Raw genomic sequence first — 26590 nt, forward strand, 5'->3', positions numbered from 1 at the left:
CCCCCGCGCGAGGGCGCTCACACTGGGGACCCTCGCGTTGCGCCGACGGGCATACCTGGAACAATGACCCCATGACCGATACCGCACCGCGCACTGCCCCCGCCATCCCCGATCGTCCCTCCCTCGAGGGCCTGGAGGAGAAGTGGGACAGCGTATGGAGCGAGCAGCAGCTGTACGCCTTCGACCCGGAGACCACGCGCGATCAGGTCTTCTCCGTCGACACCCCGCCGCCCACGGCATCCGGCTCGCTGCATGTGGGGCACGTGTTCGGCTACTCGCAGGCCGACATGATCGTGCGCTACCAGCGCATGCGCGGCAAGAACATCTTCTACCCGCTGGGCTGGGACGACAACGGCCTGCCCACCGAGCGTCGGGTGCAGAACTACTTCGGTGTGCGCTGCGATCCCTCGCTGCCCTACGACCCGGACTTCACGCCCCCGCAGGAGGGCGGGGACAACAAGTCGTCGAAGGCGGCGAACCAGCTGCCCATCTCGCGCCGCAACTTCATCGAGCTGTGCGAGCGCCTCACCGAGATCGACGAGAAGTCCTTCGAGGAGGTCTTCCGGGCGCTCGGCCTGTCGGTCGACTGGAACTACAGCTACCAGACCATCGACGCCCGCTCCCGCGCGACCTCCCAGCGCGCCTTCCTCGAGAACCTCGCCGCCGGCCAGGCGTACCAGGCGGAGGCACCCACGATGTGGGACGTCACCTACCGCACCGCGGTCGCCCAGGCCGAGCAGGAGGATCGTGAGCGCCCGGGCGCCTACCACCGTCTGGGCTTCACGCGGACCGACGGCTCCGGCGAGAAGGTCGTCATCGCGACTACCCGCCCCGAGCTGCTGCCCGCCTGTGTCGCCCTCGTGGCGCATCCCGACGACGAGCGCTACCAGGGCCTCTTCGGCACGACGGTGTCCTCGCCCCTGTTCGGCGTCGAGGTGCCGGTGCTGGCGCATCCGCTCGCACAGCCCGACAAGGGCGCCGGCATCGCCATGATCTGCACCTTCGGCGACGCCAACGACGTCACCTGGTGGCGCGAGCTCGAGCTGCCGACGCGCTCGGTGATCGGCCGCGACGGCCGCTTCATCGCCGAGGCCCCCTGGATCACCTCGGAGGAGGGCCGGGCTCGCTATGCGGAGCTCGCGGGCCTGACCGTCTTCAGCGCCCAGAAGCGCGTGGTGGAGATGGCGATCGAGTCCGGCGACCTCACCGGTGAGATCGAGAAGATCACCCACCCGGTGAAGTTCTACGAGAACGGTGACAAGCCGCTCGAGTTCGTCACCTCCCGCCAGTGGTACCTCACCAACGGCGGCCGGGACCAGTCCGAGGGCGGTCTGCGGGACGAGCTGATCGCCCGAGGCCGGGAGCTGACCTGGCATCCCTCCTACATGGAGGCCCGCTACCGCAACTGGGTCGAGGGTCTCGCCGGCGACTGGCTGATCTCCCGCCAGCGCTTCTTCGGTGTTCCCTTCCCGGTCTGGTACGCCGTCGGCGCCGACGGCGAGACCGACTACGACACGATCCTCACCCCGTCGATCGACCGCCTGCCGATCGATCCGACGATCGACGTGCCCGAGGGCTACTCGGAGGAGCAGCGCGGGCAGGCCGGCGGCTTCGTCGCCGATCCCGACATCCTCGACACCTGGGCGACCTCCTCCCTGACCCCGCAGCTCGCAGGCGGCTGGAACACCGCCTCCGAGGACGGCGGCCTGTTCGAGAAGGTCTATCCCATGGACCTGCGCCCGCAGGGCCACGACATCATCCGCACCTGGCTGTTCTCCACGATCGTCCGCTCGCACCTGCAGCAGGACGCCCTGCCCTGGCATCACGCGTCCATCAACGGCTGGATCCTGGACCCCGACCGCAAGAAGATGTCCAAGTCCAAGGGCAATGTGGTCACCCCGATCGGCCTGCTGCAGCAGCATGGCTCCGATGGCGTCCGCTACTGGGCGGGCCGCGCGCGCCAGGGCGTGGACACCGCCTTCGACGAGGGCCAGATGAAGATCGGTCGTCGTCTGGCGATCAAGATCCTCAACGCCTCGAAGTTCGCCCTCGGCTTCGGCGGGGCGCCTGCGGATCCCGCCGGACGCCTCGCCGCGGACCCATCGGCCGTGACCCATCCGCTGGATCGCGCCCTGCTGGCTCGTCTGGCGGATGTGGTCGACCAGGCCACCGTCGCCTTCGACGACATGGACTACGCCCGCGCGCTCGAGGTCGCCGAGCCCTTCTTCTGGGCCTTCTGCGACGACTACATCGAACTGGTGAAGGAGCGCGCCCACGGCAACGGCGCCGACGGCGAGGCAGGTGCCGCCTCTGCGCGTGCAGCGCTCGCGATCGCGCTCGAGGTGCAGCTGCGTCTGTTCGCACCCGTGATCGTGTTCGCGACCGAGGAAGTCTGGTCGTGGTGGCGCGGCGGCAGCGTGCACACCCAGGCGTGGCCGACCTCCGAGAGCCTGCGCGAGGCCTCCGCCGGGCAGGATGCCGCTCTCCTGGACGTCCTCGCCGACGCCGCGATCGCCGTCCGCCGCATCAAGTCCGATGCCAAGGTCTCGCAGAAGACCCCGGTCCTCTCCGTGAGGATCGTCGCGCCTGCGTCGTCCATCGCCGCACTCGAGGCCGCATCCGGCGATCTCACGGCACTGGGCCGCATCGAGCAGCTGGACCTCGCCGCCGGCGAGGTCGAAGGCATCCTCACCGAGGATGTCGTCCTCGGTGAGCCCCCTGTCAAGACTCCGCGGAACAGGGCCTGACCGATCCGACCCCGCGCCGGTCGGGCCCTCTCCGGTCCGACCGGCTCCGCCGGGCATCGCGGCGCGAGCTCCCGAGGCACCTCCGAGGGGCGGTGGACGAGAGCCCGCTCCGCGCAGAAGGGACTGGCATGCAGCGCACGTACCGCTCCGGTGTCGCGACGATCCTGATGTGGGTGGGTCCGCTCGTCGCCGTCGTGCCGTCGATCGTCTTCGTCATCCTCCCGCTCGCCCTGCTGGCGACCGGGGCAGGTCCGAGCACGCTCCTCATGCTCGTCGTCGTCCCCATCGCCGTGATCGCCGGAGCGCTCCTCTTCCTGTCCGGGCTGCGGAGCACCGTGACCATCGGCGTCGACGCCGTGTCCTGGCGGACCCTGTCCTCCGGAGCTCGGACGTTCCCGTACTCGGCAGTCCGGCAGGTGGAGATCCCGACGGGACGGCGCGGGCCTCGCAGCGTCCGCCTGCACCTCATGGACGGCTCCGTCGCATCCATCGGCTCCCTCACGATGTCAGGCGGGGAGGGCGGGAACACTCCCGACAGGCAGTACCTCCGGGTCGGCTCCGAGATCGCCTCCGCCCACCAGGAGTGGTGGAGGCACCACCAGCGCTGAGACGCGGCCCACGACGAGCGGCCGAGGACGAGCGACTGAGGACGGGCGGCCGACGACGAGCGGCCGGGGACGGAGCGGCTGCCTCCACGGCGCACGAGCGGCGCTCAGAACGGCCAGTTCGCCACTGCCCATTCCCCGGCATCAGCAAGGGCGCCGCTCGCATCGCTGATCGCATCGTCGATGTCGTAGTCACCAGGCGTGAAGGTGTCCACGATGGCATTCGGATGGATCGCCAGAGTGGTGGATCCTCCCAGACCGAGCTCAGCGGCGAGCTGTCCGCCGACGTTCACCGAGATCTCGTCCGTGGAGACTGTCGCGCCCGCGCCCGCTCCGACACCGGCACCGGCCTTCTCACTGATGGACGTCGATCCGGAGAACCAGCCGAGCGGCGAGGTCGACTCGTACGTCTGGGTCACCTGGGCGCCGACGAAGGCATTCGCCCCGCCGCCGACCGTGAATCCGTTGATCTGTCCCTCATCGGTGCGGGTCACATGCTGGTAGGAGTAGGCGTTCGCGTTGGCGCCCACGTAGTAGTCCTGGGAGATGCTGGTGGACGATCCGAGGAGGCCGTCCACCGTCAGATCCTGGGTTCCATAGAGGCCCGCACCTGCACGGGCACCGTACGAGTAGCCGTCGGGCCCGATGGTCCCGCCGCCCTCGAGGTAGGCCTCCATGCCGACGGCAGTGCTCGCGGTGACCCCGGTCCCGAACGGGCCCGAGAGATGGCCGTCGATACCGATCTCCGCGCTGCCGCGGGCACCGAGGGTGCCCGTCACATTGCCGTACGGGTCGGTCGTGACGTTCCCGCCGGCGCTGTAGTTCACCCCCGCATATCCGTCGACGTATCCGAGATCGGTGTCGATCTCGCGTCCGTCCCAGATGCCGTCGTTCCAGGTGAACTGCTCCCCGACAGGGCGATCATCCCCGAAGATCTGACCCCGCCCGCCGTACCCGGCATCCCCGTAGAAGTACTGATCCCCGTTGGCCCCGTCGCCGGACGCCCGGTCCCCGAGCCCTTCGAGCAGCCGGTCGATGCCGATCGGGCCGACCGGCAGCGGAGTCGGCCAGCCGATCAGCGGCCCCCAGGGCATCCGCGGCCAGCAGGTTCCGGGATCCAGCAGGTTCCTGATGATCTCGAAGAAGTCCGCATCGCCGTCCCGGGAGGCGTCGTCCTGCTCCTCGGCGTGCTGACGCAGCTCCTGCCCGCGCAGACGCAGATCGTCGGCGCGGGTGAGGACCGAGCCGCGCACGGAGCCGCTCCACGCGGCCCTGAACGCGTCGGCATCGGGGCCGATCCAGCCGGTCTGCTCGATGAGCGCGGAGGTGGCCTCCACCAGGTCGACGAGCCGCTGCGATCCCCTGGCGCACGCTTCCGCGTGTCCGCGCAGCTGCTCCGTGTCCCCGCCGTAGAACTCTGCCACCGCCGCGCTCCTCTGTCCCTGTCCCACCATCCCTGACGTGAGGTCAACGGTATGGGGCCGCGAGCGATCGGCCCATGGGGAGAACTCCCCATGCGCCGCTCAGCGACAGGCGGCCAACGGCGGGGGATCTCCGATGGGACGGAGGCGTTCAGGACCGATCGCAGGCATGCGGAGTCCCGATGGCCTGGAGGGTCAGGCCCCCTCCGGGCCCTCCTCGCGGATCCTCTCGTGGTGCCGGATCACCTCGATGACGATGAAGCGCAGGAAGGCCTCGGCGAAGGTCGGGTCCAGGCCCGCCTCGTCGGCCAGGGAGCGCAGGCGCTCGATCTGGAGCTGCTCTCGGTCGGGATCGGCAGGAGGCAGCCCGTGGGTGGCCTTGAGGACGCCGACGCGCTGGGTGTGACGGAAGCGCTCGGCGAGCAGATGCACGAGCGCGGCGTCGATGTTGTCGATGCTGCGCCGCTCGTCGAGCAGGAGCTCGCGGGCGCGGGCGACGTCGTCGGCCGTCGGATCGCCGACGGGGGCCGACGGGTCTGCAGGGGCGGCGGAGTCGGCCATCAGGCGGTGCGGTCCTCTCGGGAGGAGTCGGAGTCCTTCTCGGACTCCTTCGACGTGACCATCAGCGGTGCACGGCCCTCGGTGACCACGCCCTCGGTGATGACGACCTTGGCGACGTCCCCGCGCGAGGGGACCTCGAACATGACCGGCTGCAGGGACTCCTCGAGGATGGCCCGCAGCCCTCGGGCACCGGTGCCGCGCTCGATGGCCTTGTCGGCGATGGCCTCGAGGGCGCTGCGCTCGAAGTCGAGCTCCGCGCCATCCAGCTCGAACATCTTCTGATACTGCTTGACCAGGGCGTTCTTCGGCTCGGTGAGGATCTGGATCAGAGCCTCGCGGTCGAGGTTCGCCACGCTCGTGATGACCGGGAGGCGGCCGATGAACTCGGGGATCAGCCCGAACTTCAGCAGGTCCTCCGGGCGGAGCTCGGCATAGATCTGCTCCTGCTCCATCGGGGTGTGCAGCTCCGCACCGAAGCCGATGCCCCGCTTGCCGATGCGCGATCCGATGATGTCCTCGATGCCGGCGAACGCCCCGGCCACGATGAACAGGACATTGGTGGTGTCGATCTGGATGAAGTCCTGATGGGGATGCTTGCGCCCGCCCTGCGGCGGCACCGCTGCGACCGTCCCCTCGAGGATCTTCAGCAGCGCCTGCTGGACGCCCTCGCCGGAGACATCACGGGTGATCGACGGGTTCTCCGCCTTGCGCCCGATCTTGTCCACCTCGTCGATGTAGATGATGCCCCGCTCGGCCTTCTTGACGTCGTAGTCAGCGGCCTGGAGGAGCTTCAGGAGGATGTTCTCCACGTCCTCGCCGACGTAGCCGGCCTCCGTCAGCGCCGTCGCATCGGCCATGGCGAAGGGGACGTCGAGCATCTTCGCGAGAGTCTGCGCGAGATACGTCTTGCCGCAGCCGGTGGGGCCGACGATCATGACGTTCGACTTGGCGACCTCCACATCACCGGACGCCGGCGAGATCTCCTCGACCTCGCCCGCCTTCGCGGGTCGCGCGGCGGACTTCAGCGCCTGCTCCTGCTCCTGGGCGCGCACCCTCTTGTAGTGGTTGTAGACCGCCACCGCGAGGGACCGCTTCGCCGGCTCCTGTCCGACGACGTACTCCTCGAGGAAGTCGAAGATCTCCCGCGGCGTCGGCAGCGGGGCCTGCTTCTCGGCAGCCGGCTGGGCGGCCTGGATCTCCTCGGCGATGATCTCGTTGCACAGCTCGATGCACTCTTCGCAGATGTACACCTGGGGCCCGGAGATCAGGCGCTCCACCTGCTTCTGCGACTTGCCGCAGAAGGAGCACTTGAACACGTCGGCTCCGTCGCTGATGCGGGCCATGTCCGTCCTCTTTCCTTGCCGGTGGTCTTCCTTGCCGGTGGGGTGCGGGACGACCGGAGCCGTCCTCGGTCCGCGGGCCGTCCGCCCTCGGGACCGGGTACCACGGTAGCCCAGGGAGAGGCCTTCCCGCGGCAGGCACGCGGCCCCGGCACCTCGCGGTGCCGGGGCCGCATGACGGGGTCCTCAGCGATCGAGCTGGTGCCGGACGTCCTTGCGGGAGGCCAGGACCTGGTCGACCAGGCCGTAGTCCAGGGCGCCCTGGGCGGTGAGGATCTTGTCGCGCTCGATGTCGCGGCTGATCTCCTCCTTCGACCGACCGGAGTGGTGGGCGAGGGTCTCCTCGAGCCACTCCCGCATGCGCATGATCTCGTTGGCCTGGATCTCCAGGTCCGACGCCTGACCGCCGCCGCCCTGGCCGCCCATCGCAGGCTGGTGGATCAGGATGCGGGCATTGGGCAGCGCGAGGCGCTTGCCGGGAGAGCCCGCGGCCAGCAGCACGGCAGCGGCCGACGCCGCCTGGCCGAGGCACACCGTGGTGATGTCCGGCTTGATGTACTGCATCGTGTCGTAGATGGCGGTCAGCGCGGTGAACGAGCCGCCGGGGCTGTTGATGTACAGCGTGATGTCGCGGTCCGGGTCCTGGGACTCCAGCACCAGCAGCTGGGCCATCACGTCGTCGGCCGAGGCGTCGTCCACCTGCACGCCGAGGAAGATGATGCGGTCCTCGAAGAGCTTGGTGTAGGGGTCCTGGCGCTTGAAGCCGTAGGCGGTGCGCTCCTCGTACTGCGGAAGCACGTAGCGGGAGGTCGGCATCGCGCCGGCCTGGCCGTAGCCGGCCTGCGCGACGGGGGAGAATCGGGGGTCGAAGGTCACGGGGTCTCCTTGCTCAAGGCGTGTCGGATGGTGCGGGCGGTTCCGGGGCGGGCCGGGATCAGCTCTCGGTGCCGCCGCTGCCCGTGACGTCGCCCGCACGGGTGACGATCTTGTCGATGAAGCCGTACTCCAGCGCCTCGTGGGCCGTGAACCAGCGATCGCGGTCGGAGTCCTCGGTGATCTGCTCGACGGTCTTGCCGGTCTGCTCGGCGATCAGCTCGGCCAGCTGCTTCTTCATCGAGAGGATGAGGTCGGCCTGGATCTTGATCTCCGAGGCCGTGCCGCCGAGCCCGCCCAGGGGCTGGTGCATGAGCACGCGCGTGTGCGGGGTCGCGAACCGCTTGCCCTTGCTGCCCGAGGACAGCAGGAACTGCCCCATCGAGGCGGCCATGCCCATGCCCACGGTGACGACGTCCGGCTGGATGTACTGCATCGTGTCGTAGATGGCCATCCCGGCCGTGATCGAGCCGCCGGGGCTGTTGATGTAGAGGAAGATGTCCTTCTCGGGATCCTCGGCGGCCAGCAGCAGCATCTTGGCGCAGATGGCGTTCGCGTTCTCATCGCGGACCTCGGATCCCAGCCACACGATGCGCTCGCGCAGCAGGCGCTGGTAGACGTTGTCGTCCAGCCCCATGGGGGAGTCGCCGGCCGCGCTCATGGGCCGGGGGTCGTTGCTCTGGGAGGTCACGGTGTCTCCTTCGTGGCGGGAATCGGCGATGAGACGACTCTAGGCCGTCCCGGAGGCCCAGCGGCGCGCTGTTCGCCCTGGGCCTATCGGTTCGCTCCGGGCCCATCGGTCCATCCGGGTCCGTCCCGGCCCGCAGTCCCGCCCCTTCCCCGCCCCTTCCCCGTCCCGCCCGGGTCCGACGGACCTCGGACGCTTGACCGATGTGCGCCGGATCCCCCTCTCGGGTCAAGCCGCCCCGGCTTCTGGTCACGAACAGTCGCATTGACGTAAAGGGTCTGCCAAGTCCCCTGCCCGGCTCTCTCAAGCCCCTTATCACCAGGGGCGCCGCCTCCTACGGTTGATGTCAACGGCTCACGAAGCATGACCACCGCAGGACGAATCGACCGAACGGGTCGGAAGGAACGCACCGAACACATGGCTAAGCACAACTCGCACCGCGCGTCCGGCCGCGCCGTCACCCCCGCCGCCTCCGCTCACCGCGCCGCCCGCGGATTCGGCGGCGCCGCAGTCCTCGGCACGGTCCTCGTCGGCACCGCCTTCGCGGGAAGCTCGGCCCAGGCCGCTCCGACCACCGCCACGACCGCGCCCGCCGTCTCCTCCGCCGCGAGCACCGCCGCCACGAACACCGTCGGCGCCGCGAGCACCGCCGCCGAGGCCGCGACGACCGTGTCCTCCAAGGCGCTGAACTCCACCTCGAAGCTGCGCTTCGGCTCCCGCGGCGACGCGGTCTCGGAGCTCCAGACGGCGCTGAACGAGAACGGCGCCAGCCTGGTCGTCGACGGCGTCTTCGGCTCCAAGACCAATGCCGCGGTCCGCTCCTACCAGAGCAGCGCCGGCCTCGCGGTCGACGGCGTGGTCGGGCCGAACACCCGCGCCGCGCTGAACGGCGGCACCTCCGCCTCCGCCGCCTCCAGCTCGAGCAGCTCCTCCACCAGCTCCGGCAGCGCGATCGTCGACCGTGCGCGCTCCGCCATCGGCACCCCCTACGTCTGGGCCGGTTCGTCGCTCAGCGGCTTCGACTGCTCGGGCCTGGTCCAGTACGCCTACGAGGCCGCTGGCATCAGCCTCCCCCACCAGAGCGGTTCGATCGCCAACGGCGGCCGCTGGATCTCCCAGTCCGAGGCGCAGCCCGGCGACATCGTCGCCTACTCGGGCCACGTCGCCATCTACGCCGGCAACGGCAAGATCATCGACGCCTCCCGCTCCAAGAGCCAGGTCGTCGAGCGCTCCATCTGGGGCTCCCCGATCGGGTTCGTCACCTACCGCTGATCCCCGGTCCTCGGATCATCGCAGCCGAGGCCCGTCACGGTCCCACCAGGACCCTGACCCGTCCTCGATCATCTGCACAGAAGCGCCCGGTCTCCTCACCCAGGAGGCCGGGCGCTTCGTCATGCCGAACCGGCAGGCAGGCTCGTTCCTGTGCCCCGCCGCCGGTGATCGATCGGTCTCCCTGCGGCCGAGTCCGCTGCCGTCGGCGGTGCCGCATCTCCGTCATGCCCCGCTCCCCCGCCCTCGACCGCCAGCCCCGCTCAGATGCTCAGCCCGGCGCTGGCGTACTGCCGGACCTCGGCATGGCAGGAACGCCGACGGGCCGCCACCCCCTGAGGGGTGGCGGCCCGTCGCTGACTGCGACCCCGGGGGCTTCAGCCCGGGGCGGGACTCACTTGTCGGAGTCGGAGGCCTCTGCGGACTCGTCCTCAGCGGACTCCTCGGCGTCGGACTCCTCACCGGACTCGTCCTCGTCGGACTCCTCGTCCGCGTCGAGACCGAGATCGAGGACGGCGCCATCCGTGTTCTTGACGGTCACCTCGGCCAGGGCCACATCGAGCGCCTTGGAGCGCTGGACCTCACCGAAGATCTGCTCAAGCTGGCCGGACTGGGCGAGCATCTGCAGCAGCTGGTTCGGCTCGATGCCGTACTGGGCGGAGAGCTGGCTCATGTATCCCATGAGGTCGCCCTGGCCGACCTGGACCTCGCGGGTCGCGTTGATCTCGTCGAGCAGGAACTGCGCACGGATCGCCTTCTCGGTGTCCTCGCGGATCTCCTCGGCGTGAGGATCGTCGGCATCCTTGCCCTCGTTCTCGAGGTGCTGGAGGATCTCGTCCTGGACCAGCTGCTCGGGCACAGCGATCTCGAGCTCGTCGAGGAGCTTCTCGAGGAGAGCGTTGCGGGCGATGGCGACGCGGTTGCCCGCAGCATCGGCCTCCGCCTGGTTGCGCAGGTCCTCCTTGAGCTCGTCGATGGTGTCGAACTCGGACGCGAGCTCTGCGAACTCGTCGTCGGCCTCGGGCAGCTCGCGAACCTTGACGGACTGGGCGGTGACCGTGATGGTCGCCTCCTCGCCCGCGCGGTCGCCGCCGGCCAGCTTCGAGGTGAAGGTGGTGGACTCCCCGGCCGAGAGGCCGATCAGAGCCTCGTCGAGGCCCTCGAGCATGTTGCCCTCGCCGATCTGGTAGGAGACGCCCTCGACGGACTCGATCTCCTCATCCTCGATGGTGGCGGTCATGTCCAGGGACACGAAGTCGCGATCCTCGGCGGGGCGGTCGACGCCGGCCAGGGTGCCGAAGCGCTCGCGCAGCTCGTCCAGGCGGACGTCGACGGCGTCGTCGTCGACGACGGGCTCCTCGATCTCGAGCTCGACGCTCGAGAAGTCGGGCAGCGCGATCTCGGGGCGGACGTCCTGCTCGACCACGAAGACCAGGTCGCCCTCGTCCTTGCCGTCGAGGCCCGGGATCTCGGTGATCTCGACCTCGGGGCGGCCGACCGGCTTCAGCTCGGCCTCGACGGCCGCCTGCTGGTAGAAGTCGGGCATGGCGTCGTTGACGGCCTCCTGCATGATCGCAGGACGGCCGAAGCGCTGCTCGATGATCCGAGCGGGGACCTTGCCCTTGCGGAAGCCCGGGATCTGGACCTGCTCGGCGATCTTCTTGGTGGCGGCCTCGACGGCCGGCTTCAGCTCGTCGAAGGGCACCTCGACGGTGAGCTTCACCCGGGTGGGGCCGAGCTTCTCGGACGCGGTCTTCACTGGTCAGGTCTCCCTGTTGGATGCGGTGGATGGTGGTCTGTTCTCACGGATGCCCGGGGACGCGCGCTGAGCGGCGACCCGTCGGCGGAGTCGGGGTGACAGGATTTGAACCTGCGGCTTCCCGCTCCCAAAGCGGGTGCTCTACCAAGCTGAGCTACACCCCGGAGGGCAACCCATCAGATGCTACCCGGTCAGGAGAACGCGCGCGGCGGGCGTCCGGGCCTGCTGTGAGCAGATACATGCGCCACACTGAGGGCCGCCTGGTGCACCGCGACCCGCAGAATCTGGTTCAATAGGTCTCGGCCGGTTCGCCCGGCCGATTGTCCCGCTGGCCGTCGGAACCGATCGCCATGCAGGTCACGCGGATGTAGCTCAATGGTAGAGCCTCAGTCTTCCAAACTGATTACGCGGGTTCGATTCCCGTCATCCGCTCCAGCTGAGACAGCCGCGGCCCCCAGGGGCCGCGGCTGTCTCGTTCTGCACTGATCCTGCACTGATCCTGCACCGACCGGGTGGTCCTGTGCTCCGCTCGCTGTGCTCTGCTCAGCCGAGCGAGCGCCGCACGAGGTCCGCGATCCTCCCGGCGACTTCGTCGTCGACCTCCGTCACCGCGAACGACGTCGGCCACATCGGGCCGTCGTCGAGCGTCGCCACGGCGTTGAACCCGAAGCTGTGGTAGCGCTCCCCGAACTTCGAGGCGTGGGTGAAGAAGCACAGGACGTCACCGTCGAGCGCCCAGGCGGCCATGCCGTACCAGGTGCGGGGATCGAGCTGAGGTGCGACGAGGGAGATCGTCTCGTGCACGCGGGACAGGGCCGCGCGCTCTCCGTCGGGGAGCGAGGCGATGAGCTCCTCGAGCTTGGCACGATCCGCCTCGCGCTTCCTGGCGCCCTTGCCGAGCGCCTTCTCGGCTCGGATCTCCTCGGCCCGGGCGCGCATCGCCTCCCTCTCGGCGGCGGTGAATGCGCCTGCTGCAGTGCTGTCGTCCATGATCGGTCCTCCAGATGGTGCCGTCGGTGTCTCGGGGGTCGGGGGTGTCGGTTCCGTCAGGCGCGGGCCTGCTGGATGCGCAGCAGGTTGCCCGCGGGGTCCCGCACCGCGCAGTCGCGCACGCCGTAGGACTGGTCGATCGGCTCCTGCACGATCTCCGCGCCCGCGGCTTCGAGCGACGCGAAGGTGGCATCGAGGTCCGAGGCGGCGAGGTTGACCCCGAAGTAGGCGCCCTTGGCGATGACGGACAGGAGCGCGGCGTGCTCGTCGTCCGTCAGCCCGTTGCCCTCGAGCACCGGGTGCAGCACGATCGCCGTGTCCTCCTGACCGACGGGGCCGACGGTGATCCAGCGCATCGGACCACCGCCGACGTCGAGCCGCACCTCGAAGCCGAGCACATCGCGGTAGAAGACGAGGGAGGCCTCGGGATCGGTGTGCGGCAGGAAGCTCGAACGGATGCTCAGGGCGCGGTGCTCCGCAGCGGCGCCGGACGCGGAGCCCGTCGTTGTGTCGTGGATGTCCATGGCCGAGAATCTACGGCCCGGAACGCGGCGGCGCTTCTCGATTCCTGATCTCTGCGGAGCGGTCCGACCTGACGGGTCTGGTGACCTTGCGGGCGATGCAGGCGGGCATGGCGTCGGTGATCTCCGCGCCGCGCTCCCGATAGCGGCTCGGAGAGACGCCGACGAGCTCCTTGAACCGGGTCGAGAAGGTCCCCAGCGACGAGAAGCCGACCTCCATGCAGATATCGGTGACCGTGCGGTCGGTCAGCCGCAGCATCGCCATGGCCCGCTCGATCCTCCGCGTCATGAGGTAGGAGTAGGGGGACTCCCCGAACTCCTCGCGGAAGCGACGGCTGAGGTGGCCTGCGGACATGTGCACCCCGCGGGCGAGCTCCTCGACGTCGAGCGGCGAGGCGTGCTCGCGGTCCATGCGGTCGCGGACCCGCCGCAGCAGCACGAGGTCGGTGCGGGTCTCCGTCATGCCCGCCCCGTCGGCGTTGAGTCCGCTCCCCTGGGCCGGCCGAGCCGGACGACGGCGGTGAGACCGTCGGCTCCCTCGACCACGTCGCCGACGAGGCCGTGGTCCGCCCCGTGCGCGAGCGCGGCGGCGATCTGGCTCCTATGCATCTCCGCCAGGAGCAGCCCGCCCGGCTCCCGGAGCCATCCGACGCTCTGGGAGATCAGGCGGCGGACGACGTCGAGCCCGTCCGCTCCTCCGTCGAGGGCGGCCCGCTCCTCGTGCTCGCGCGCTTCCCTCGGCATCAGGGCGATCTCCGCGGTGGGGACGTACGGCGGGACCGCCGCGATGACGTCGACCCGGCCGGCGAGCGCGGCAGGCAGCGCGGCCAGCAGGTCTCCGCGGTGCAGACCGGCACCCGGGTGCAGGTTCCGCCGTGCCGCGTCGAGAGCTCCGTCGCTGAGGTCGGTCGCGTGGACCTCCAGGTCGGGCTGGCGCCGGACGGCGATCGCGGCGACGGGCGCGACGCCGCAGCACGCCTCGACCAGCACCGGTCCCGCCCCGGGCGCCTGGGCTCGTCGTCGGTCCAGAGCGACGAGGGTCTGCTCGACGAGCAGACGGGTGCGCTGCCGGGGGATGAACGTTCCGGGGCCGACGACGAGCCGCTCCCCCATCAGCTCGACGGAGCCGACGATGCGCTCGAGGAACTCCCCTGCCTCGCGCCGTGAGCACAGGCTGTCGAGGTCGGCGTCGTCGACCGCGGCGTCCTCCAGGGCACGGGCCTCCTCCTCGGCGAAGACGCAGCCTGCGCGACGCAGTCGCGCGACCAGCACAGGAGTGTCCACGCCGACGATTCTGCGGGGCGCATCAGGCAACGGCAAGCATCGTGACCGCGCTGGCCGGATCCCGCTGGCGCGGCAGGCTGCGAGCGAGAACACTGGAGGCATGGACGAGCTCACCGACGACCAGCGGTATGCCGCGATCCGTGCCCGCGACGCGCGGTTCGACGGCGTCTTCTTCACCTGCGTGCGCACGACCGGGATCTTCTGCCGCCCTTCCTGCCCCGCCCGCACCCCCGGCCGTTCCAGCGTGGAGTTCGTCCCGAGCGCCGCCGCCGCGGTCGAGCTCGGCTACCGCGCCTGCAAGCGCTGCGGTCCGCTGGCTCCTCCTGGCACCGACGTCGGCGACCCGGCCGGGTCCCTCGCTCGTCGGGCGCTGGACCTGATCGGAGCGGGTGCCCTGGATCCGGGGCCCGGCGGGGCGCCGCACGTCGCCGACCTCGCTGCCCGCCTGCACGTCTCGGAGCGGACCCTGCATCGCACGCTGCTGGAGCGCACCGGCGCGAGCGCGGTCGCACATGCCCGCATGGCACGTGCCCGCCGCGCCCATGATCTGCTGCGCAGCACCCGGCTGCCGCTCACGGACATCGCCTCCGCCTCAGGGTTCGGCAGCGAGCGCCAGCTGCACGACACGGTCCGCAGGATCTACGGACGCGCTCCGTCGGCGATCCGCGGGCGTGCGGGCTCCCGTCGCCCGAGCCCGACTGCCGACCGGACCGCCGGCCCGACCGCGCACCGGGGAGAGGGTCCGGATGCCGCAGCGGTGCGCGTGGAGCTGGCGGTGCGTCGTCCCTTCGACGCCGACGGCCTGCTCGACTGGTTCGCCCGTCGTGCTGTCGACGGCGCCGAGCGTGTCGAGGGCACCCGGTGGTCCCGTGCTGTGAGGCTGTCACGGGGCCCCGCGCTGCTTCAGGTCGACCTGGGAGTCGAGGGTCCGCTCCCCCTGGATGCGCGTCTCACGGATCTGCGCGATCTCCCGGCGGCCATCGCGCTGGTGCGGCGGATGCTGGACCTGGACGCGGACCCGGTCGGGATCGACGAGGGCCTCGCCACCGCGCTTCCGGCCCTGGAGCCTCTGATCGTCGCGCGCCCCGGGGTGCGCCTGCCGGGGACGACCGGGGTCCGTGAGGCGCTGCTGTGGGCGATCGTCGGACAGCAGATCACGATCGGCCAGACTCGCGAGCAGATCGTCCGCGCCGCGGATCTGATCGAGCTCGAGGATCCCGCAGACATGCTCCTGCCGGAGGATCTGCAGGTCGACGGCCTGCACCGCCTCCCTCCGGATCCGGTTCGCGCGGCGGAGCGGGCCGAGAGCTGGTTCCGCGGCCCGTCGGCCCGGCGGCGCGCTCTCGCCGAGGCGCTGACCTCCCCGCTCTCGGCGGAGGAGTCCTCCGACCGCCGGGCGCTGAGGGATCAGCTCCTGGCGCTCCGCGGCGTCGGCCCCTGGACGGCGGACTACGTGCTCCTGCGCGCGGTCCGCGCAGTGGACGTCGCCCCGCCACGGGACGCGGCACTGCTCGCCGCAGCCCGGGACCTCGGCCTCGCCGAGGACCATGACGGTCTCGCCTCCGCCCTGGCCGCCGCATCGCCCTGGCGCTCCTACGCCGCCCTGCACCTGTGGCACCATGCCGCAGCATCGAGGAAGGACCTCTCATGAACGACCGCACGACGCAGACCGCGCATCGCTGGATCACGACCCCTGTCGGGCGCTACCTGCTGGCTGCCGGCCCCGACGCCCTCCTCGGCGTGTGGCGCGAGGACCAGGCGCACTTCCCCACCGGCTCCCGTCTCGTCACGCTCGGCGAGGAGCGCACGTCGGGCCATCCTGTGCTCGACGCCGCAGAGCGCCAGCTGCAGGAGTACCTCGCCGGGGAACGCACCGCCTTCGACCTGCCGCTGCATCCCGGTGGGACGGCCTTCCAGCGCGAGGTCTGGGCGCAGCTGCGCGAGATCCCGCGCGGACGGACCGTCACCTACGGGGCGATCGCGCGGAGCCTCGGACGGCCGCGCGCCGCGCAGGCCGTGGGGGCGGCTGTCGGCGCGAACCCGATCTCGATCGTGGTGCCCTGCCATCGCGTCCTCGGCGCGGACGGCTCCCTCACCGGCTACGCGGGCGGAACTGCGACCAAACAGGCACTGCTGACCCTCGAGGGCGCTCTGGAGAGATGACACGATAGAGCGATGACCTCGACCCCGACCCCGTCCCATCCGTTCAGCTTCCCCGTCGCGGCCCGCTATGCGGGCATGGAGTCCTCGCCGCTGAAGGACATCTTCGCCCTCGCCGCGAAGGACGGCGTGGTGTCCTTCGCCGGAGGGATCCCGGATCCGGAGCTGTTCGCGCTCGAGGACGTCACCGCCGCCTACGACTGGGTGCTCTCGCACCACGGCAGCCGTGCTCTGCAGTACGGGGTCAGCGAGGGCGAGACCGAGCTGCGGGAGCAGGCGGCGCGACGGCTGTCCCGCTCCGTGCCGACGGACGCCTCGCAGATCCGCATCACCTCCGGGTCCCAGGAGGCGCTGTTCGTGATCGCCGAGGCGCTCCTGGAGCCCGGTGACACGGTGCTGGTGGAGTCCCCCACCTACCTGGCGGCGGTGCAGGCCTTCGGTGTCCACGGCGCGCACATGATCGGCGTGGACACGGACGACGACGGGGTGATCCCGGAGGCGCTCGAGGAGGCTGTCCGCACCCACCACCCGCGGTTCGTGTACCTCATCCCGACCTTCCAGAACCCGACCGGTCGCACGATGCCGATGCTGCGCCGCCAGGCCGTCGCCGACGTGCTGCTGCGCACCGGCGTGCCGCTCGTGGAGGACGATCCCTACGGCGAGCTCACCTTCACCGGCGGCACCTGGGCACCGATCGCCTCGCTCCCGGGGATGGGCGAGCGGACCCTGCTGCTGAACTCCATGAGCAAGCTGATGAGCCCGGGCGTGCGGATCGGATGGATCCGCGCCGAGGGCCCGATCCTGGACACGCTCGCCGTCGCCAAGGCCGCGATCTCCATGCAGTCCTCGGTCGTGGATCAGCTGACGGTCGCCCGCTACCTGGAGGTCGCGGACCTGGGACTGCACGTGAAGAAGGTCTGCGAGGTCTATCGTGAGCGCCGGGACGCGATGGCTGAGGCGATCGCGCCGGTCCTGCCCGAGGGCGCTCATGTGACGCGTCCCGACGGGGGCATGTTCCTGTGGGCCGCGCTCGGCGAGGGGTGGGATGCGCAGGCGATGCTCTCCGACGCGGTCGACGCGGGGGTCGCCTACCTTCCCGGCTGGTCGTTCTTCGCCTCGGATCCCGACCGCTCGACGATGCGTCTGAGCTTCGTCACGCACTCCCCCGCCGTCATCACGGACGCGATCTGCCGGCTCGGCGAGGTCATCGCCCGGCACGAGCCCCGCTGATCGCGCTGATCCCGCTGATCCCGCTGATCCCGCTGAGTAGGGTCAGTCCGGTCGCGTCCAGGACATCGTGACGCGGAATCCCTCCCGTCGATGGACCCGCGCTCCGGGCAGCACGGCTCGGGCGCGCTCGCGCAGCTCCGCGACGCCCATGTCGGGATCCCGCAGCGGCATCTGCACGTCCTCGGCGCCCGAGGCTCCCGGAGTCGCCCGACGGGGGTGCTTCACGAGTCCGATCAGGGGGTTCGTCAGAGCGTTCACGATGTCCCAGGCACCGTCGAGCGCTCCGTGGGGACGCACGAGCGCGACCGCGAGCAGCCTCCCGCCCGGACGCAGCAGACCCGCCGCCTGCACCAGGGCCGGCTCGAGAGCCATGTGGTGCAGGGAGGCGATCATCGTGATGGCGTCGTAGGGACCCGGGCCTGGTTCTCCGGGCCGGTCGTGCTCGAGCTGCTCGGCGGCGATGTCCGCGAGGCTCGCCCGTCGGATGCGCACGCCTGCCGCTCCGCGGAACCGTTCGGCCGAGGAGAGCGCCATGCGCGGGTCCGGGTCGATGCCCTCGATGAGCGCCGACCCGCCGAGCTCCGCCTGCAGCGCGGCGATCAGGCTCCCCCGCCCGCAGCCCACGTCGAGCAGCCGTCGGGAACCGGGAGGAAGCGACCGCAGGATCCAGCGGTGGAAGTGATCGTTGTGGCTCCAGGGGTGTCGGGCGTTCGCCTCCTCGAGCTTCCTGCCCGCCCAGCGCACGGCAGGGTTGGGTGTCGTCCTGATGTCCATCGGGTCTCCTTCCCTCGCCCAGTCCTCGTGCGCGGCCGGTCTGCGGCCGCTCATCTCCTCAGGCGGCGGATCCGGAGGGCCGCCATCGCAGCCAGGATCACGGTCGCCCCGAGGGCGACACCGGTCGCGGCGAGCATCCCTGCCCCTGCCCCGGCGGCCGCCGCCGCACCGGCGGCCAGCAGCGTCAGCAGCAGCGCATCGAGCTGCCAGCCGAGGATCAGGAGCACCGAGAAGTCCCCCTGGACTGTCGGCATCGGAGTCATCAGCGCCAGCGGCAGTGGCCCCTTGGCGGCGTCCCGGACGCGGCCGACGGCGATCAGGGGCACGAGCAGCAGCGCGAGCGGCGGCGCACCGAGCGCGAGGCTCGTCGCCGCCGCGGCCACCGCCAGCAGCAGGATCGGCGCGGTGCTGTGCAGCACCACCTGCCTTCCCGCCGTCTGCCCGAGCAGCGTCGGAGCGCCGAGGGTGTGGACGGCATGGCGGATCCCATCGACGAACGCACCGGATCCCCACCAGAGGAGCGCGGCACCGATGAGCAGCAGGGCGGCGTCGACTCCCGGGCCGAGGCCCGATCCGGCGGATGCGCCGAGTCCGATGCCGCTGGAGCCGGCGAGCACGAGCAGCGCTCCGAGAAGGGAGCGCTGCGGCGTGCGCGACCAGGCGACGACGTCGCGCCGCAGGTAGATCCAGGGCAGCGGTCCGGCACCGACGGCCGGCAGGGCGCGGCCGATGCTCGGCAGGTCGCGCAGCTCGCCGACGACGCCGACGAGATCGGCGGAGAGCGCGATCGTCGTCGTGCGATCCCGGCGCAGCGCCTGCTCCCTGAGGACGCTCCCGCGGACCAGGTCCAGAGCCCGCACCCCTGCCGCCACCGCTGCCACCGCCGCCACCGCCACCGCCACCGCCACCGCCACCGCCAGGGCAGTCGATGCAGCCAGGAGGGGCACCGCGATCGCGCTGCTGCCGAGCAGACCGATCACCACGGCGAGCGCGGTCAGGGCCCCCGCCGCGACCCCTCGTCCAGCAGGACCCAGCAGCTCCCCCGCGAGCCAGCACTGCGCGAGCAGCGCCCCCAGACCGAGGGCGCCGGCCCCGGTGAGCACGGTCTCCATCACGGTCGACGTCCCGGAGACCGCCAGCGCGATCCCGACCGGCAGGACGATGCACAGCGTCAGACCCGCGAGCAGCAGCACGGATCGCAGGAGGGGCCGCCGCAGCGCGATCCGGCGAGGATCGGGACCGGAGGCGAGGGTCGCGGTGAGGAAGGGCGGCAGCACGGCCGGCCCCTGTCGGCCGCCGGCGATGACGAGGACGGCGGCGGCGGCGCAGAGGAGCGCGAGAGCCGTCGCCGGAGCCCGCGGGGACAGCAGCAGCGCGAGGGGCCGCGGGGCCGCGAGCGCCAGTCCGACCGCGCGGACAGCGGGTGCGACCACCACGAGGAGGATCATCACCGCGACGTACAGGTCGTACGCAGAGCTCCTCGTGCTCCTCGGGCTCCACAGACTCCTCGTGCTCCTCGCAGATCCTGCGCTCATCGTGCCTCCCGGATCACCTGTCGGCGGTCCGCGAGGGTGTCGAGCACCTGCGGGCTGTGGGTGGCTGCCAGCACGGAGCACCCTGTATCCGCCCGCCGACGCAGCGCACCGATCACCAGATCGAGGCGGTCCTCGTCCAGCCGCTGCTCCGGCTCGTCCAGGACGAGGACCTCGGCGGGGCGCGCGAGCACCAGCGCGATCGCCAGCAGCTGCGACTGACCGCTGGAGAGCTCATGCGGATAGCGGTCGGCGAGCCGCATGATGTCCAGCTCGTCGAGCAGGCCGTCCGCAGTCGCACGGGCGTCGTCGGCGTCGGCTCCCCAGGTCGCAGCGACGAAGCGGAGATGCTCGCTGACGGTGAGGTCGCGGGCCGTCTGGGGCGGGCCGATCAGCGCGGCGAGCGCGCTGCGGAAGCGCCGGTCCCGGTCGTCGGGCCTGAGTCCTCCGACGCGCACGGTCCCCTGCGTCGGCGCGATGAGCCCGGCGACGGCGCGCAGCAGCGTGGTCTTCCCGCTGCCGTTGGCTCCGGCGATCGCGAGCACCTCGCCGCGCTCGAGACGGACGTCCACCGGTGCCAGCAGCGTGCCCGAGCGCAGGGCGACGCCGACCTGCTCGGCGAGCACCGCGGGGAGCCCGAGGGACCTCGGCGAGGACAGGAGAGGCACCATGGATCCATCTGACCTCACCGCGCTCCGCCCATGGATCCGACGATGGTCTCGATCTCAGCGACGGGAGGCCGGGCTCCCCGCCGTGCGCGTCCCGCCCGACGGGGTCATGCGCGGCAGGACCCGTGCGAGCCAGGCTCCACCGACGAGGCAGAGCGCACCGGTGACGGCGCCGGCCATCGCGACCGGCGCGACCAGGGCGATGCCGCTGACGATCAGTGGCGCGATCATCCGACCGCCGCCCAGCAGCGTGTTCCACCAGGCGAGATAGCCGGTGCGCCCGTGCACCGGGGACACGTCGATCCCGAGCGTCATGCCGATTCCGGAGCCCAGGCCGTTGCCCAGGGCGATCAGCATGCTCGGCACCACCAGCGACACCACAGCAGCGCCGAACGAGCCCTCGCCGACCGTGAGGGCGAGCAGAGCCAGCAGCAGGTATCCGGCCCCCATCACGAGCGCACAGGGGACGGCGACGGCGGCACGGCCGAAGCGGTCCATGAGGGTGCCCGCGGGGAAGACCATGAGGATCTCCACCACGGCGCTCACGCCGAAGACGATCGAGACCCAGCTCGAGTCGAGTCCGAGAGCGGCGCCCAGGAGCGGGACGATCGTCGTGCGGTTCACCCGCGAGATCATCACCGGGGCGAAGCCGAGGCCCACCGACAGCATCCTCGCGAGCACCGCCCTGTCGAGCATCCTGCGCGCATCGCTGCGCCTGCCCCGGCGGATGCTCGCACCGGCGGCCGAGCCTCCGCCCACGGCCTCGCCGTGCGGGAGGAAGACCGCCACCATCACCGTCGCACCCAGGGAGGTCGCGGCGTAGAGCAGGAAGACGAGCGAGTCCTGCCCGAGGCCGAGCACGATCGCACCCAGCAGGGGACCCACCACCTGACCGATGCGGATCATGCCGCCGAAGGTCGTCATGCCTCGCGCTCGCAGAGTCGGCGGCAGCGCGGAGCCGAGATACGACTGGCGACCCAGCGTCCAGACCTGCGAGGCAGAGGCCATGATCGTCAGCAGGGCGATCAGGGTGCCGCGGTGGAGATCCTGGGCGGTGTCCTCGAGACCCGGCGTGATGACCAGGTACGCCGCGATGTTCGCGAGGATCAGGAGGCATCCGGTGACCACGAGAGAGGCGCGTGCGCCGAAGCGGGAGATGACCCTGCCGGCGGGGATGGGCCCCACGAAGGAGGCCGCGCCGAAGATCAGCGAGAGCGCCGCCGCCTGAGGGACCGTGAAGTCCAGCTGCAGGGCGATCAGCGGGATCACCGGCATGAGCGCGGCCTGTCCGGTGAACTCGAGCAGCGTGGGCAGGTACACCGACGGGATCAGCGTGCGCATCACCGCCGCGGCGGAGGGCGGGGAGGACGACACTCGCGGAAGTCTCCCATCCGATAGTGAGCATAGGCAAATACTGTGCGCGGCGGCGGTACGGTATCGCCCATGATCTTCGTGCTCGGCGCCGACGACCCCCTCGGCGAGGCCGTCGTGCGCGAGGCCCTGGCCGCGGGCCTCCCCGTCACCGCGACGACGCCGAGGGCCCTCGGCGCCGGCGCCGAGGGGGTCGCGGGCCCGGCGGACGCCGCCGTCCTCGCGCTGACGCCCTCGCCGGGCCGCGCTCCCTCCACCCGGATGACCGACCTCGCCCTCGCCACCACGGCGGCGCTGCGCTCTGCAGGGATCTCCCGGCTCGTCGCGGCGTCCTCCGCCGCCCTCTCCTCACCGCGGAGTCGGCCGCGCTCCCTGCGCCCCGGCCGTCGGCGCGGGGGCGTCGCCGATGCGGAGCGGCTCGAGAGGGTGCTGGCCGGCAGCGGACTGGACTGGACGGCGCTGCGCGCCGGCGCGACGTCCGACGTCGCCGGTGCAGGGGATCCGCGGATCAGCCCGGCCGTCGGCCGCGCCTCCGCCCTGGTCCCGCGCGAGGATCTGGCGCGGGCGCTGCTCGATCTGGCGGGACGACCGGGAGCATCTCCCCGGGTGCTGGAGATCAGTCGCCGCTGAGGGCGCGCACCGTCTCCTCCTCGCTGCGCCGGACGGTCTCCTCGTCGACGCCGGCTGCCAGCAGCTCCGCCGCCCATCGCACCGCCCAGGCCCGCCGATGCTCGGCGCCCTCCGGACCGTCGATCCAGCGGGTATCGGGCACGGGGACGTCCGTCATGCAGGTGACGCGCCATCCGTCGGTCGCCGACGCGAGCCGCAGCAGCAGGAGCTCCCAGCCGATCGCCGCGGCGCCCGGGCCGAGCGCCTCGAACTCCTCGCGGGACTGCGACAGCTCGTGGACGATCCGCAGGGAGGTGGTGCCGTCGTCCTCGGGGTCGAGCCGCACCTGCAGCGGCTCCTCGCCGTGTCCGCGATCCCAGGCGAGCACGATCCGGTGGGGGGAGGCGGACTCGAGTACCCGGCCGCGGGCCAGCCCGGGCAGCTCGAAGCTCCCGCCCTCGCGGAGCTCCCCGATGACGGGGCCGCACCAGCGTGCGAGGCCTGCGGACGTCGCCAGCAGGGGCCACAGGCGCACCGGCGCGAGGGCGATGTTGGTGGTCAGCGACAGGCGGACGCCCATCTGGGCGCCCCTGTCCTCGATCTGGACTCGTCGTCGCACCGCATCGATCACGGGCAGCGACCGGGTGGGAACCATGGTCTCCTCGCCGGGCTCGTTCCTCTCCGGCCCGGCGCGGCGCGCGAGGTCGGACCCGGGAAGGGTAACCGACGCCGCGCCGTCGACACCATGCGCTCCTGCAGGCATCCGCGCGATTAGCATGGCCAGGGTGAGCGCTGAGCCGAACTCCCACCCGTCCTCCCGCCCCTCGGATCTGCCCGTCCATCTCTTCGACCTCGACGGAGTCGTCACCCCGACCGCTGAGCTGCACATGCGCGCCTGGGACGCGATGTTCTCCGGCTTCCTCGCCTCCCGCGGGGTCCCCGAGCCGTACACGGAGGCGGACTACTTCGCCCATGTCGACGGCAGGCCCCGCTACGACGGGGTGCGGGCGATGCTCGCCTCACGCGGGATCGTCCTGCCCGAGGGCGAGGACTCCGACGGCGGCGATCAGCCGCTCGGCGCGGAGACCGTGCGCGGGCTGGGCAACCGCAAGAACGCCGTCGTCCTCGACCTGATCCGGAAGGGTGTGCGTCCCTATGCCGGCACGGTCGCCTATCTGGACCGTCTGGCCGCCCTCCCGGGGCGGCGCCTGGCCATCGTCTCCTCCTCCCGCAACGCCGAGGAGGTCCTGCGCGGCGCAGGCCTGCGCGACCGCTTCGAGCTCGTGGTCGACGGCAACGTGGCGCGCGATGAGCAGCTGCCCGGCAAGCCCGCGCCGGACACCTTCCTCTTCGCCGCCCGTCGCCTGGGGGCCGAGCCCGCCGAGGCGGTCGTCTACGAGGATGCGGTCCCGGGGGTGAGGGCGGGGGCCGACGGCGCCTTCGGCGCCGTCGTCGGCGTGGACCGGGGGGCGGGCGCCGACGCACTCTCCGCCGCCGGCGCGACCCTGGTGGTCGACGATCTGGAGGAGCTGTCATGACACGCCTGCGCTCGGTGCCCGCCGACCCCATCGACCGGACCCACCTGCCGGTGGACGAGTGGCGCCTGGTGGAGTCCCGTCCCGGCGCGGATCTCGGCCATCTGGAGACCCTGTTCGCGACGGCAAACGGCTACATGGGGATGCGCGGCACTCCCGAGGAGGGCCGCGACGTGCACGCGCACGGCACCTTCCTCAACGGCTTCCACGAGATCTGGCCGATCCACCACGCGGAGTCCGCCTTCGGCTTCGCACGCACCGGGCAGACGATGATCTCCGTGCCGGACTCCTCGGTCATGAAGCTGTACGTCGATGACGAGCCGCTTCTGCTGAGCGTCGCGGATCTGCTGGAGTACGAGCGCTGGATCGACTTCCGCGAGGGCGTGCTGCGCAGGGACCTCGTGTGGCGCACCCCCTCGGGCAAGCGGGTGAGGGTGCGCAGCAGCCGCATGGTCTCCTTCCCGCAGCGGCACCTCGCCCTGATGGACATGGAGGTGACGATGCTCGACGGCGCCGCGCCCGTCGCGATCTCCTCCCAGGTGATCAACCGCGAGGACATGGTCGACGACTTCGGGCACGGGGTCGACGGGCCGATCACGCAGAAGGTGGATCCGCGCAAGACCACCGCCTTCACCCATCGGGTCCTCGAACCGCTGCAGCACTGGCACAGCGAGCGACGGCTGCTGCTGGGATACCGCGTGGCCGCGTCGGGCATGACCCTCGCCGTCGGCGCCGATCACGAGATCGCCTCCGACGCCGAGGTCGAGCACCTCATGGACACGTCCGAGGACCGCGGCCGCAAGGTCGTCCGCGCGAACCTCGAGCCGGGGCAGACGCTGCGGGTGCGCAAGGCGGTCGCCTACCACTCCTCCCGCTCCGTCCCCCATCGAGAGCTGTTCGACCGCTGCCGACGGACGCTGGACCGCGTGCGCGACGAGGGGTTCGAGCATCAGTGGTCCGACCAGGCCGACTACCTCGCCGACTTCTGGGAGCGCTCGGACGTCCGCCTGCCCGGCCGTCCCGTCGAGCAGCAGGCCACCCGCTGGTGCCTGTTCCAGCTCGCGCAGGCCTCGGCCCGCTCGGACCAGTGGGGCATCCCGGCCAAGGGCCTCACCGGCTCCGGCTATGAGGGCCACTACTTCTGGGACACGGAGGTGTACGTCGTCCCCTTCCTGACCTTCACCTCCCCCGCCTGGGCGCGCAACGCGCTGCGCTTCCGCGCGAACATGCTTCCCAAGGCCAGGGAGCGGGCCCGCGAGCTGAACCAGCGCGGAGCCCTGTTCCCCTGGCGCACGATCAACGGCGACGAGGCCTCCGCCTACTACGCCGCCGGCACGGCGCAGTACCACATCGACGCGGACATCGCCTTCGCCTTCGCGCAGTACACGGACGTCACCGGCGACATCGGGTTCGAGCGCCGCGATGGTGTCGAAGTGCTCGTGGAGACCGCGAGGATGTGGGCCGACCTCGGCTTCTGGCGGGTCACGGCCGAGGGCGACGCGAGCTTCCACATCCATGGCGTGACTGGGCCCGATGAGTACACGACCGTCGTCAACAACAACATGTTCACCAACGTCATGGCCCGCTACAACCTGCGCCGAGCGGTGCTCGCGGTCCGCGCCCTGAAGGCTGCGGATCCGGCCCGCTATCGCGGGCTCGTGGTCGAGCTCGAGCTCGATGAGCTGGAGCTCGAGCAGTGGGAGGCCTGCGCCGACGGGATGTTCGTGGCCAAGGACGAGGCGCTGGGCATCCATCTGCAGGAGGACCGCTTCCTCGAGCGGGAGATCTGGGACCTCTCGTCGACGCCGCCGGAGTCCTTCCCGCTGCTGCTCAACTACCACCCCCTGGTGATCTACCGGTTCCAGGTGCTCAAGCAGGCCGACGTCGTGCTCGCCCTGTTCCTGCGCGGCAGCGAGTTCACGGCCGAGGAGAAGCGCGCCGACTTCGAGTACTACGACCCGATCACCACCGGCGACTCCTCGCTCTCCGCCGTCGTGCAGTCGATCATGGCCGCCGAGGTGGGGCACCAGAAGGCTGCGCTGGACTACTTCCGGGCCGGGCTGTTCGTCGATCTCGGGGACCTGCACCACAACACCTCCGACGGCGTGCACATCGCCTCGGCGGGCGGGGTGTGGAACGCGCTCGTCCACGGCTTCGGGGGCATGCGCCAGGACGGCGGTGAGATCTCCTTCGACCCGCGCCTCCCCTCGCTCTGGCCGGAGCTGAGCTTCCCGCTGACGATCCGCGGCTCGCGGATCCGCGTGCGCATCGTGCGCAGGGAGATCTCCTTCGTCCTCGAGAGCGGCGCTCCCGTCGAGGTGACGGTGCGCGGGGTGCGCGTGGGCATCGGCGCCGAGGGATCGGAGGCCGACGGCGTCGCAGGAGCTGCCACCGTGCCGCTCGAGGACCAGGGGCCCGTCCTGGACGACGCGGTGCTCGCCTCGCCCGTCGGTCTCGGGGACGCCCGCCCGGACGGGACGATCGTCACCTCCGTCGTCCCCACGGATCCCGAGGACCCGTGGGAGTATCCGGTGCACACCGATCCCGACGACATCATCGAGGACGCCTGAGCGATCCCGCTGAGGCGCCCTGGGCTCCCGTAGGCTTCCGAGGCGTCCGCCGGGCTGCCGCGCCATCCTCTCCCACCGCCCGG

At 71.2% G+C, this 26590-nt stretch carries 24 protein-coding genes and 2 tRNA genes; 10 read left to right on the plus strand and 16 right to left on the minus strand.

The genetic code is table 11. The features are described from left to right. Positions 1-71 precede the first annotated feature (71 nt). Together valS and ACZ5AJ_RS09540 are read left to right on the plus strand one after the other, a co-directional pair. Positions 72-2747 carry a valine--tRNA ligase gene (gene valS, locus ACZ5AJ_RS09535; protein ID WP_464133395.1) on the plus strand — a complete coding sequence of 892 codons (2676 nt, stop codon included), beginning with the start codon at positions 72-74 and terminating at the stop codon, positions 2745-2747. Positions 2748-2875: 128 nt separating this feature from the next. Further along, positions 2876-3355, plus strand: coding sequence for a hypothetical protein (locus ACZ5AJ_RS09540; protein WP_464133398.1), 480 nt, complete (start codon positions 2876-2878; stop codon positions 3353-3355). Between the two features lie 104 nt (positions 3356-3459). On the opposite strand, the gene ACZ5AJ_RS09545 is transcribed toward ACZ5AJ_RS09540, so the two are convergent. The 5 genes from ACZ5AJ_RS09545 to ACZ5AJ_RS09565 form a co-directional block, all read right to left on the minus strand. Then, the gene (locus tag ACZ5AJ_RS09545) at positions 3460-4776 is read right to left on the minus strand and encodes a WXG100 family type VII secretion target (RefSeq protein WP_464133401.1); all 1317 of its coding nucleotides are present in this window, start codon (positions 4774-4776) and stop codon (positions 3460-3462) included. Between the two features lie 192 nt (positions 4777-4968). After that, positions 4969-5334, minus strand: a complete 366-nt coding sequence (locus ACZ5AJ_RS09550; RefSeq protein WP_464133404.1) for a chorismate mutase — start codon at positions 5332-5334, stop codon at positions 4969-4971. Next, complete coding sequence (clpX, locus tag ACZ5AJ_RS09555) at positions 5334-6677, minus strand: ATP-dependent Clp protease ATP-binding subunit ClpX (protein ID WP_464133407.1); 1344 nt, start codon at positions 6675-6677, stop codon at positions 5334-5336. The genes ACZ5AJ_RS09550 and clpX overlap by 1 nt, the downstream gene beginning before the upstream one ends. A 183-nt stretch (positions 6678-6860) precedes the next feature. Beyond that, positions 6861-7490, minus strand: a complete 630-nt coding sequence (locus tag ACZ5AJ_RS09560; RefSeq protein ID WP_464138744.1) for an ATP-dependent Clp protease proteolytic subunit — start codon at positions 7488-7490, stop codon at positions 6861-6863. 118 nt (positions 7491-7608) lie between these two features. After that, complete coding sequence (locus tag ACZ5AJ_RS09565; RefSeq protein ID WP_464138745.1) at positions 7609-8208, minus strand: ATP-dependent Clp protease proteolytic subunit; 600 nt, start codon at positions 8206-8208, stop codon at positions 7609-7611. 444 nt (positions 8209-8652) lie between these two features. Here ACZ5AJ_RS09565 and ACZ5AJ_RS09570 point away from each other — a divergent pair, with 444 nt between their 5' ends. Beyond that, positions 8653-9507 (plus strand): C40 family peptidase, encoded by an 855-nt coding sequence (locus tag ACZ5AJ_RS09570; RefSeq protein ID WP_464133409.1) that lies wholly within the window; start codon positions 8653-8655, stop codon positions 9505-9507. A gap of 391 nt (positions 9508-9898) precedes the next feature. On the opposite strand, the gene tig is transcribed toward ACZ5AJ_RS09570, so the two are convergent. Beyond that, entirely contained in the window at positions 9899-11263 is a 1365-nt protein-coding gene (gene tig / locus ACZ5AJ_RS09575; protein ID WP_464133413.1) for a trigger factor, read from the minus strand. Between the two features lie 90 nt (positions 11264-11353). Next, positions 11354-11427, minus strand: a tRNA-Pro gene (locus ACZ5AJ_RS09580). A gap of 197 nt (positions 11428-11624) precedes the next feature. On the opposite strand from ACZ5AJ_RS09580, the gene ACZ5AJ_RS09585 reads away from it, so the two are divergent. After that, positions 11625-11698 (plus strand) — tRNA-Gly (locus ACZ5AJ_RS09585). A 108-nt stretch (positions 11699-11806) separates the two neighbouring features. On the opposite strand, the gene ACZ5AJ_RS09590 is transcribed toward ACZ5AJ_RS09585, so the two are convergent. The 4 genes from ACZ5AJ_RS09590 to ACZ5AJ_RS09605 are packed head-to-tail and all read right to left on the minus strand — an operon-like array spanning position 11807 to position 14058. After that, the gene (locus ACZ5AJ_RS09590) at positions 11807-12253 is read right to left on the minus strand and encodes a hypothetical protein (RefSeq protein ID WP_464133416.1); all 447 of its coding nucleotides are present in this window, start codon (positions 12251-12253) and stop codon (positions 11807-11809) included. 56 nt (positions 12254-12309) lie between these two features. Continuing rightward, on the minus strand, positions 12310-12777 hold the full coding sequence (locus tag ACZ5AJ_RS09595; protein ID WP_464133420.1) for a VOC family protein: 468 nt from the start codon (positions 12775-12777) through the stop codon (positions 12310-12312). 10 nt (positions 12778-12787) lie between these two features. Next, the gene (locus ACZ5AJ_RS09600) at positions 12788-13237 is read right to left on the minus strand and encodes a helix-turn-helix transcriptional regulator (protein ID WP_464133423.1); all 450 of its coding nucleotides are present in this window, start codon (positions 13235-13237) and stop codon (positions 12788-12790) included. Further along, positions 13234-14058, minus strand: coding sequence for a N5-glutamine methyltransferase family protein (locus tag ACZ5AJ_RS09605; RefSeq protein WP_464133427.1), 825 nt, complete (start codon positions 14056-14058; stop codon positions 13234-13236). The genes ACZ5AJ_RS09600 and ACZ5AJ_RS09605 overlap by 4 nt, the downstream gene beginning before the upstream one ends. A 100-nt stretch (positions 14059-14158) precedes the next feature. Between ACZ5AJ_RS09605 and ACZ5AJ_RS09610 the strand changes: the two genes are divergently transcribed. From ACZ5AJ_RS09610 to ACZ5AJ_RS09620, 3 genes are read left to right on the plus strand one after another with little or no spacing between them, the layout of a single operon-like run. Further along, complete coding sequence (locus tag ACZ5AJ_RS09610) at positions 14159-15709, plus strand: DNA-3-methyladenine glycosylase 2 family protein (RefSeq protein WP_464133431.1); 1551 nt, start codon at positions 14159-14161, stop codon at positions 15707-15709. Further along, entirely contained in the window at positions 15706-16221 is a 516-nt protein-coding gene (locus tag ACZ5AJ_RS09615) for a methylated-DNA--[protein]-cysteine S-methyltransferase (protein ID WP_464133433.1), read from the plus strand. The genes ACZ5AJ_RS09610 and ACZ5AJ_RS09615 overlap by 4 nt, the downstream gene beginning before the upstream one ends. A 12-nt stretch (positions 16222-16233) precedes the next feature. Continuing rightward, on the plus strand, positions 16234-17448 hold the full coding sequence (locus ACZ5AJ_RS09620; protein WP_464133436.1) for an aminotransferase-like domain-containing protein: 1215 nt from the start codon (positions 16234-16236) through the stop codon (positions 17446-17448). Positions 17449-17490: 42 nt separating this feature from the next. On the opposite strand, the gene ACZ5AJ_RS09625 is transcribed toward ACZ5AJ_RS09620, so the two are convergent. The 4 genes from ACZ5AJ_RS09625 to ACZ5AJ_RS09640 are packed head-to-tail and all read right to left on the minus strand — an operon-like array spanning position 17491 to position 21796. Then, a complete protein-coding gene (locus ACZ5AJ_RS09625; RefSeq protein ID WP_464133438.1) occupies positions 17491-18222 on the minus strand; it encodes a class I SAM-dependent methyltransferase in 732 nt (243 codons plus the stop codon). Between the two features lie 50 nt (positions 18223-18272). Continuing rightward, positions 18273-19757 carry a hypothetical protein gene (locus ACZ5AJ_RS09630; RefSeq protein WP_464133441.1) on the minus strand — a complete coding sequence of 495 codons (1485 nt, stop codon included), beginning with the start codon at positions 19755-19757 and terminating at the stop codon, positions 18273-18275. Continuing rightward, a complete protein-coding gene (locus tag ACZ5AJ_RS09635; protein WP_464133443.1) occupies positions 19754-20425 on the minus strand; it encodes an ABC transporter ATP-binding protein in 672 nt (223 codons plus the stop codon). Before ACZ5AJ_RS09635 ends, ACZ5AJ_RS09630 begins: the two co-directional genes overlap by 4 nt. A gap of 54 nt (positions 20426-20479) precedes the next feature. Beyond that, complete coding sequence (locus ACZ5AJ_RS09640; protein WP_464133445.1) at positions 20480-21796, minus strand: MFS transporter; 1317 nt, start codon at positions 21794-21796, stop codon at positions 20480-20482. A 69-nt stretch (positions 21797-21865) separates the two neighbouring features. On the opposite strand from ACZ5AJ_RS09640, the gene ACZ5AJ_RS09645 reads away from it, so the two are divergent. Further along, positions 21866-22423: an NAD(P)H-binding protein gene (locus ACZ5AJ_RS09645; RefSeq protein WP_464133449.1), complete on the plus strand. Its 558-nt coding sequence runs from the start codon at positions 21866-21868 to the stop codon at positions 22421-22423. Here the strand turns inward: ACZ5AJ_RS09645 and ACZ5AJ_RS09650 are convergent. Continuing rightward, positions 22410-23057, minus strand: a complete 648-nt coding sequence (locus ACZ5AJ_RS09650; protein ID WP_464133451.1) for an SRPBCC domain-containing protein — start codon at positions 23055-23057, stop codon at positions 22410-22412. The two genes, ACZ5AJ_RS09645 and ACZ5AJ_RS09650, sit on opposite strands and share 14 nt — an antisense overlap. Before the next feature lie 121 nt (positions 23058-23178). On the opposite strand from ACZ5AJ_RS09650, the gene ACZ5AJ_RS09655 reads away from it, so the two are divergent. Together ACZ5AJ_RS09655 and ACZ5AJ_RS09660 are read left to right on the plus strand one after the other, a co-directional pair. Beyond that, entirely contained in the window at positions 23179-23940 is a 762-nt protein-coding gene (locus tag ACZ5AJ_RS09655; protein ID WP_464133454.1) for an HAD family hydrolase, read from the plus strand. Then, a complete protein-coding gene (locus ACZ5AJ_RS09660; RefSeq protein ID WP_464133457.1) occupies positions 23937-26507 on the plus strand; it encodes a glycoside hydrolase family 65 protein in 2571 nt (856 codons plus the stop codon). The genes ACZ5AJ_RS09655 and ACZ5AJ_RS09660 overlap by 4 nt, the downstream gene beginning before the upstream one ends. The last annotated feature ends 83 nt before the right edge of the window (positions 26508-26590 follow it).

This window comes from Brachybacterium zhongshanense (assembly GCF_055385755.1).

Coding starts and splice junctions, on each gene's coding strand:
- ACZ5AJ_RS09595 (WP_464133420.1), bottom strand. CDS start 12,777: ATGGACATCCACGACACAACGACGGGCTCCGCGTCCGGCGCCGCTGCG.
- ACZ5AJ_RS09615 (WP_464133433.1), top strand. CDS start 15,706: ATGAACGACCGCACGACGCAGACCGCGCATCGCTGGATCACGACCCCT.
- ACZ5AJ_RS09650 (WP_464133451.1), bottom strand. CDS start 23,057: ATGGTTCCCACCCGGTCGCTGCCCGTGATCGATGCGGTGCGACGACGA.
- ACZ5AJ_RS09565 (WP_464138745.1), bottom strand. CDS start 8,208: ATGAGCGCGGCCGGCGACTCCCCCATGGGGCTGGACGACAACGTCTAC.
- ACZ5AJ_RS09570 (WP_464133409.1), top strand. CDS start 8,653: ATGGCTAAGCACAACTCGCACCGCGCGTCCGGCCGCGCCGTCACCCCC.
- ACZ5AJ_RS09630 (WP_464133441.1), bottom strand. CDS start 19,757: ATGAGCGCAGGATCTGCGAGGAGCACGAGGAGTCTGTGGAGCCCGAGG.
- ACZ5AJ_RS09625 (WP_464133438.1), bottom strand. CDS start 18,222: ATGGACATCAGGACGACACCCAACCCTGCCGTGCGCTGGGCGGGCAGG.
- ACZ5AJ_RS09635 (WP_464133443.1), bottom strand. CDS start 20,425: ATGGTGCCTCTCCTGTCCTCGCCGAGGTCCCTCGGGCTCCCCGCGGTG.
- ACZ5AJ_RS09540 (WP_464133398.1), top strand. CDS start 2,876: ATGCAGCGCACGTACCGCTCCGGTGTCGCGACGATCCTGATGTGGGTG.
- ACZ5AJ_RS09655 (WP_464133454.1), top strand. CDS start 23,179: ATGGCCAGGGTGAGCGCTGAGCCGAACTCCCACCCGTCCTCCCGCCCC.
- ACZ5AJ_RS09645 (WP_464133449.1), top strand. CDS start 21,866: ATGATCTTCGTGCTCGGCGCCGACGACCCCCTCGGCGAGGCCGTCGTG.
- ACZ5AJ_RS09560 (WP_464138744.1), bottom strand. CDS start 7,490: ATGCCGACCTCCCGCTACGTGCTTCCGCAGTACGAGGAGCGCACCGCC.
- ACZ5AJ_RS09550 (WP_464133404.1), bottom strand. CDS start 5,334: ATGGCCGACTCCGCCGCCCCTGCAGACCCGTCGGCCCCCGTCGGCGAT.
- ACZ5AJ_RS09610 (WP_464133431.1), top strand. CDS start 14,159: ATGGACGAGCTCACCGACGACCAGCGGTATGCCGCGATCCGTGCCCGC.
- ACZ5AJ_RS09590 (WP_464133416.1), bottom strand. CDS start 12,253: ATGGACGACAGCACTGCAGCAGGCGCATTCACCGCCGCCGAGAGGGAG.
- valS (WP_464133395.1), top strand. CDS start 72: ATGACCGATACCGCACCGCGCACTGCCCCCGCCATCCCCGATCGTCCC.
- clpX (WP_464133407.1), bottom strand. CDS start 6,677: ATGGCCCGCATCAGCGACGGAGCCGACGTGTTCAAGTGCTCCTTCTGC.
- ACZ5AJ_RS09600 (WP_464133423.1), bottom strand. CDS start 13,237: ATGACGGAGACCCGCACCGACCTCGTGCTGCTGCGGCGGGTCCGCGAC.
- ACZ5AJ_RS09660 (WP_464133457.1), top strand. CDS start 23,937: ATGACACGCCTGCGCTCGGTGCCCGCCGACCCCATCGACCGGACCCAC.
- ACZ5AJ_RS09620 (WP_464133436.1), top strand. CDS start 16,234: ATGACCTCGACCCCGACCCCGTCCCATCCGTTCAGCTTCCCCGTCGCG.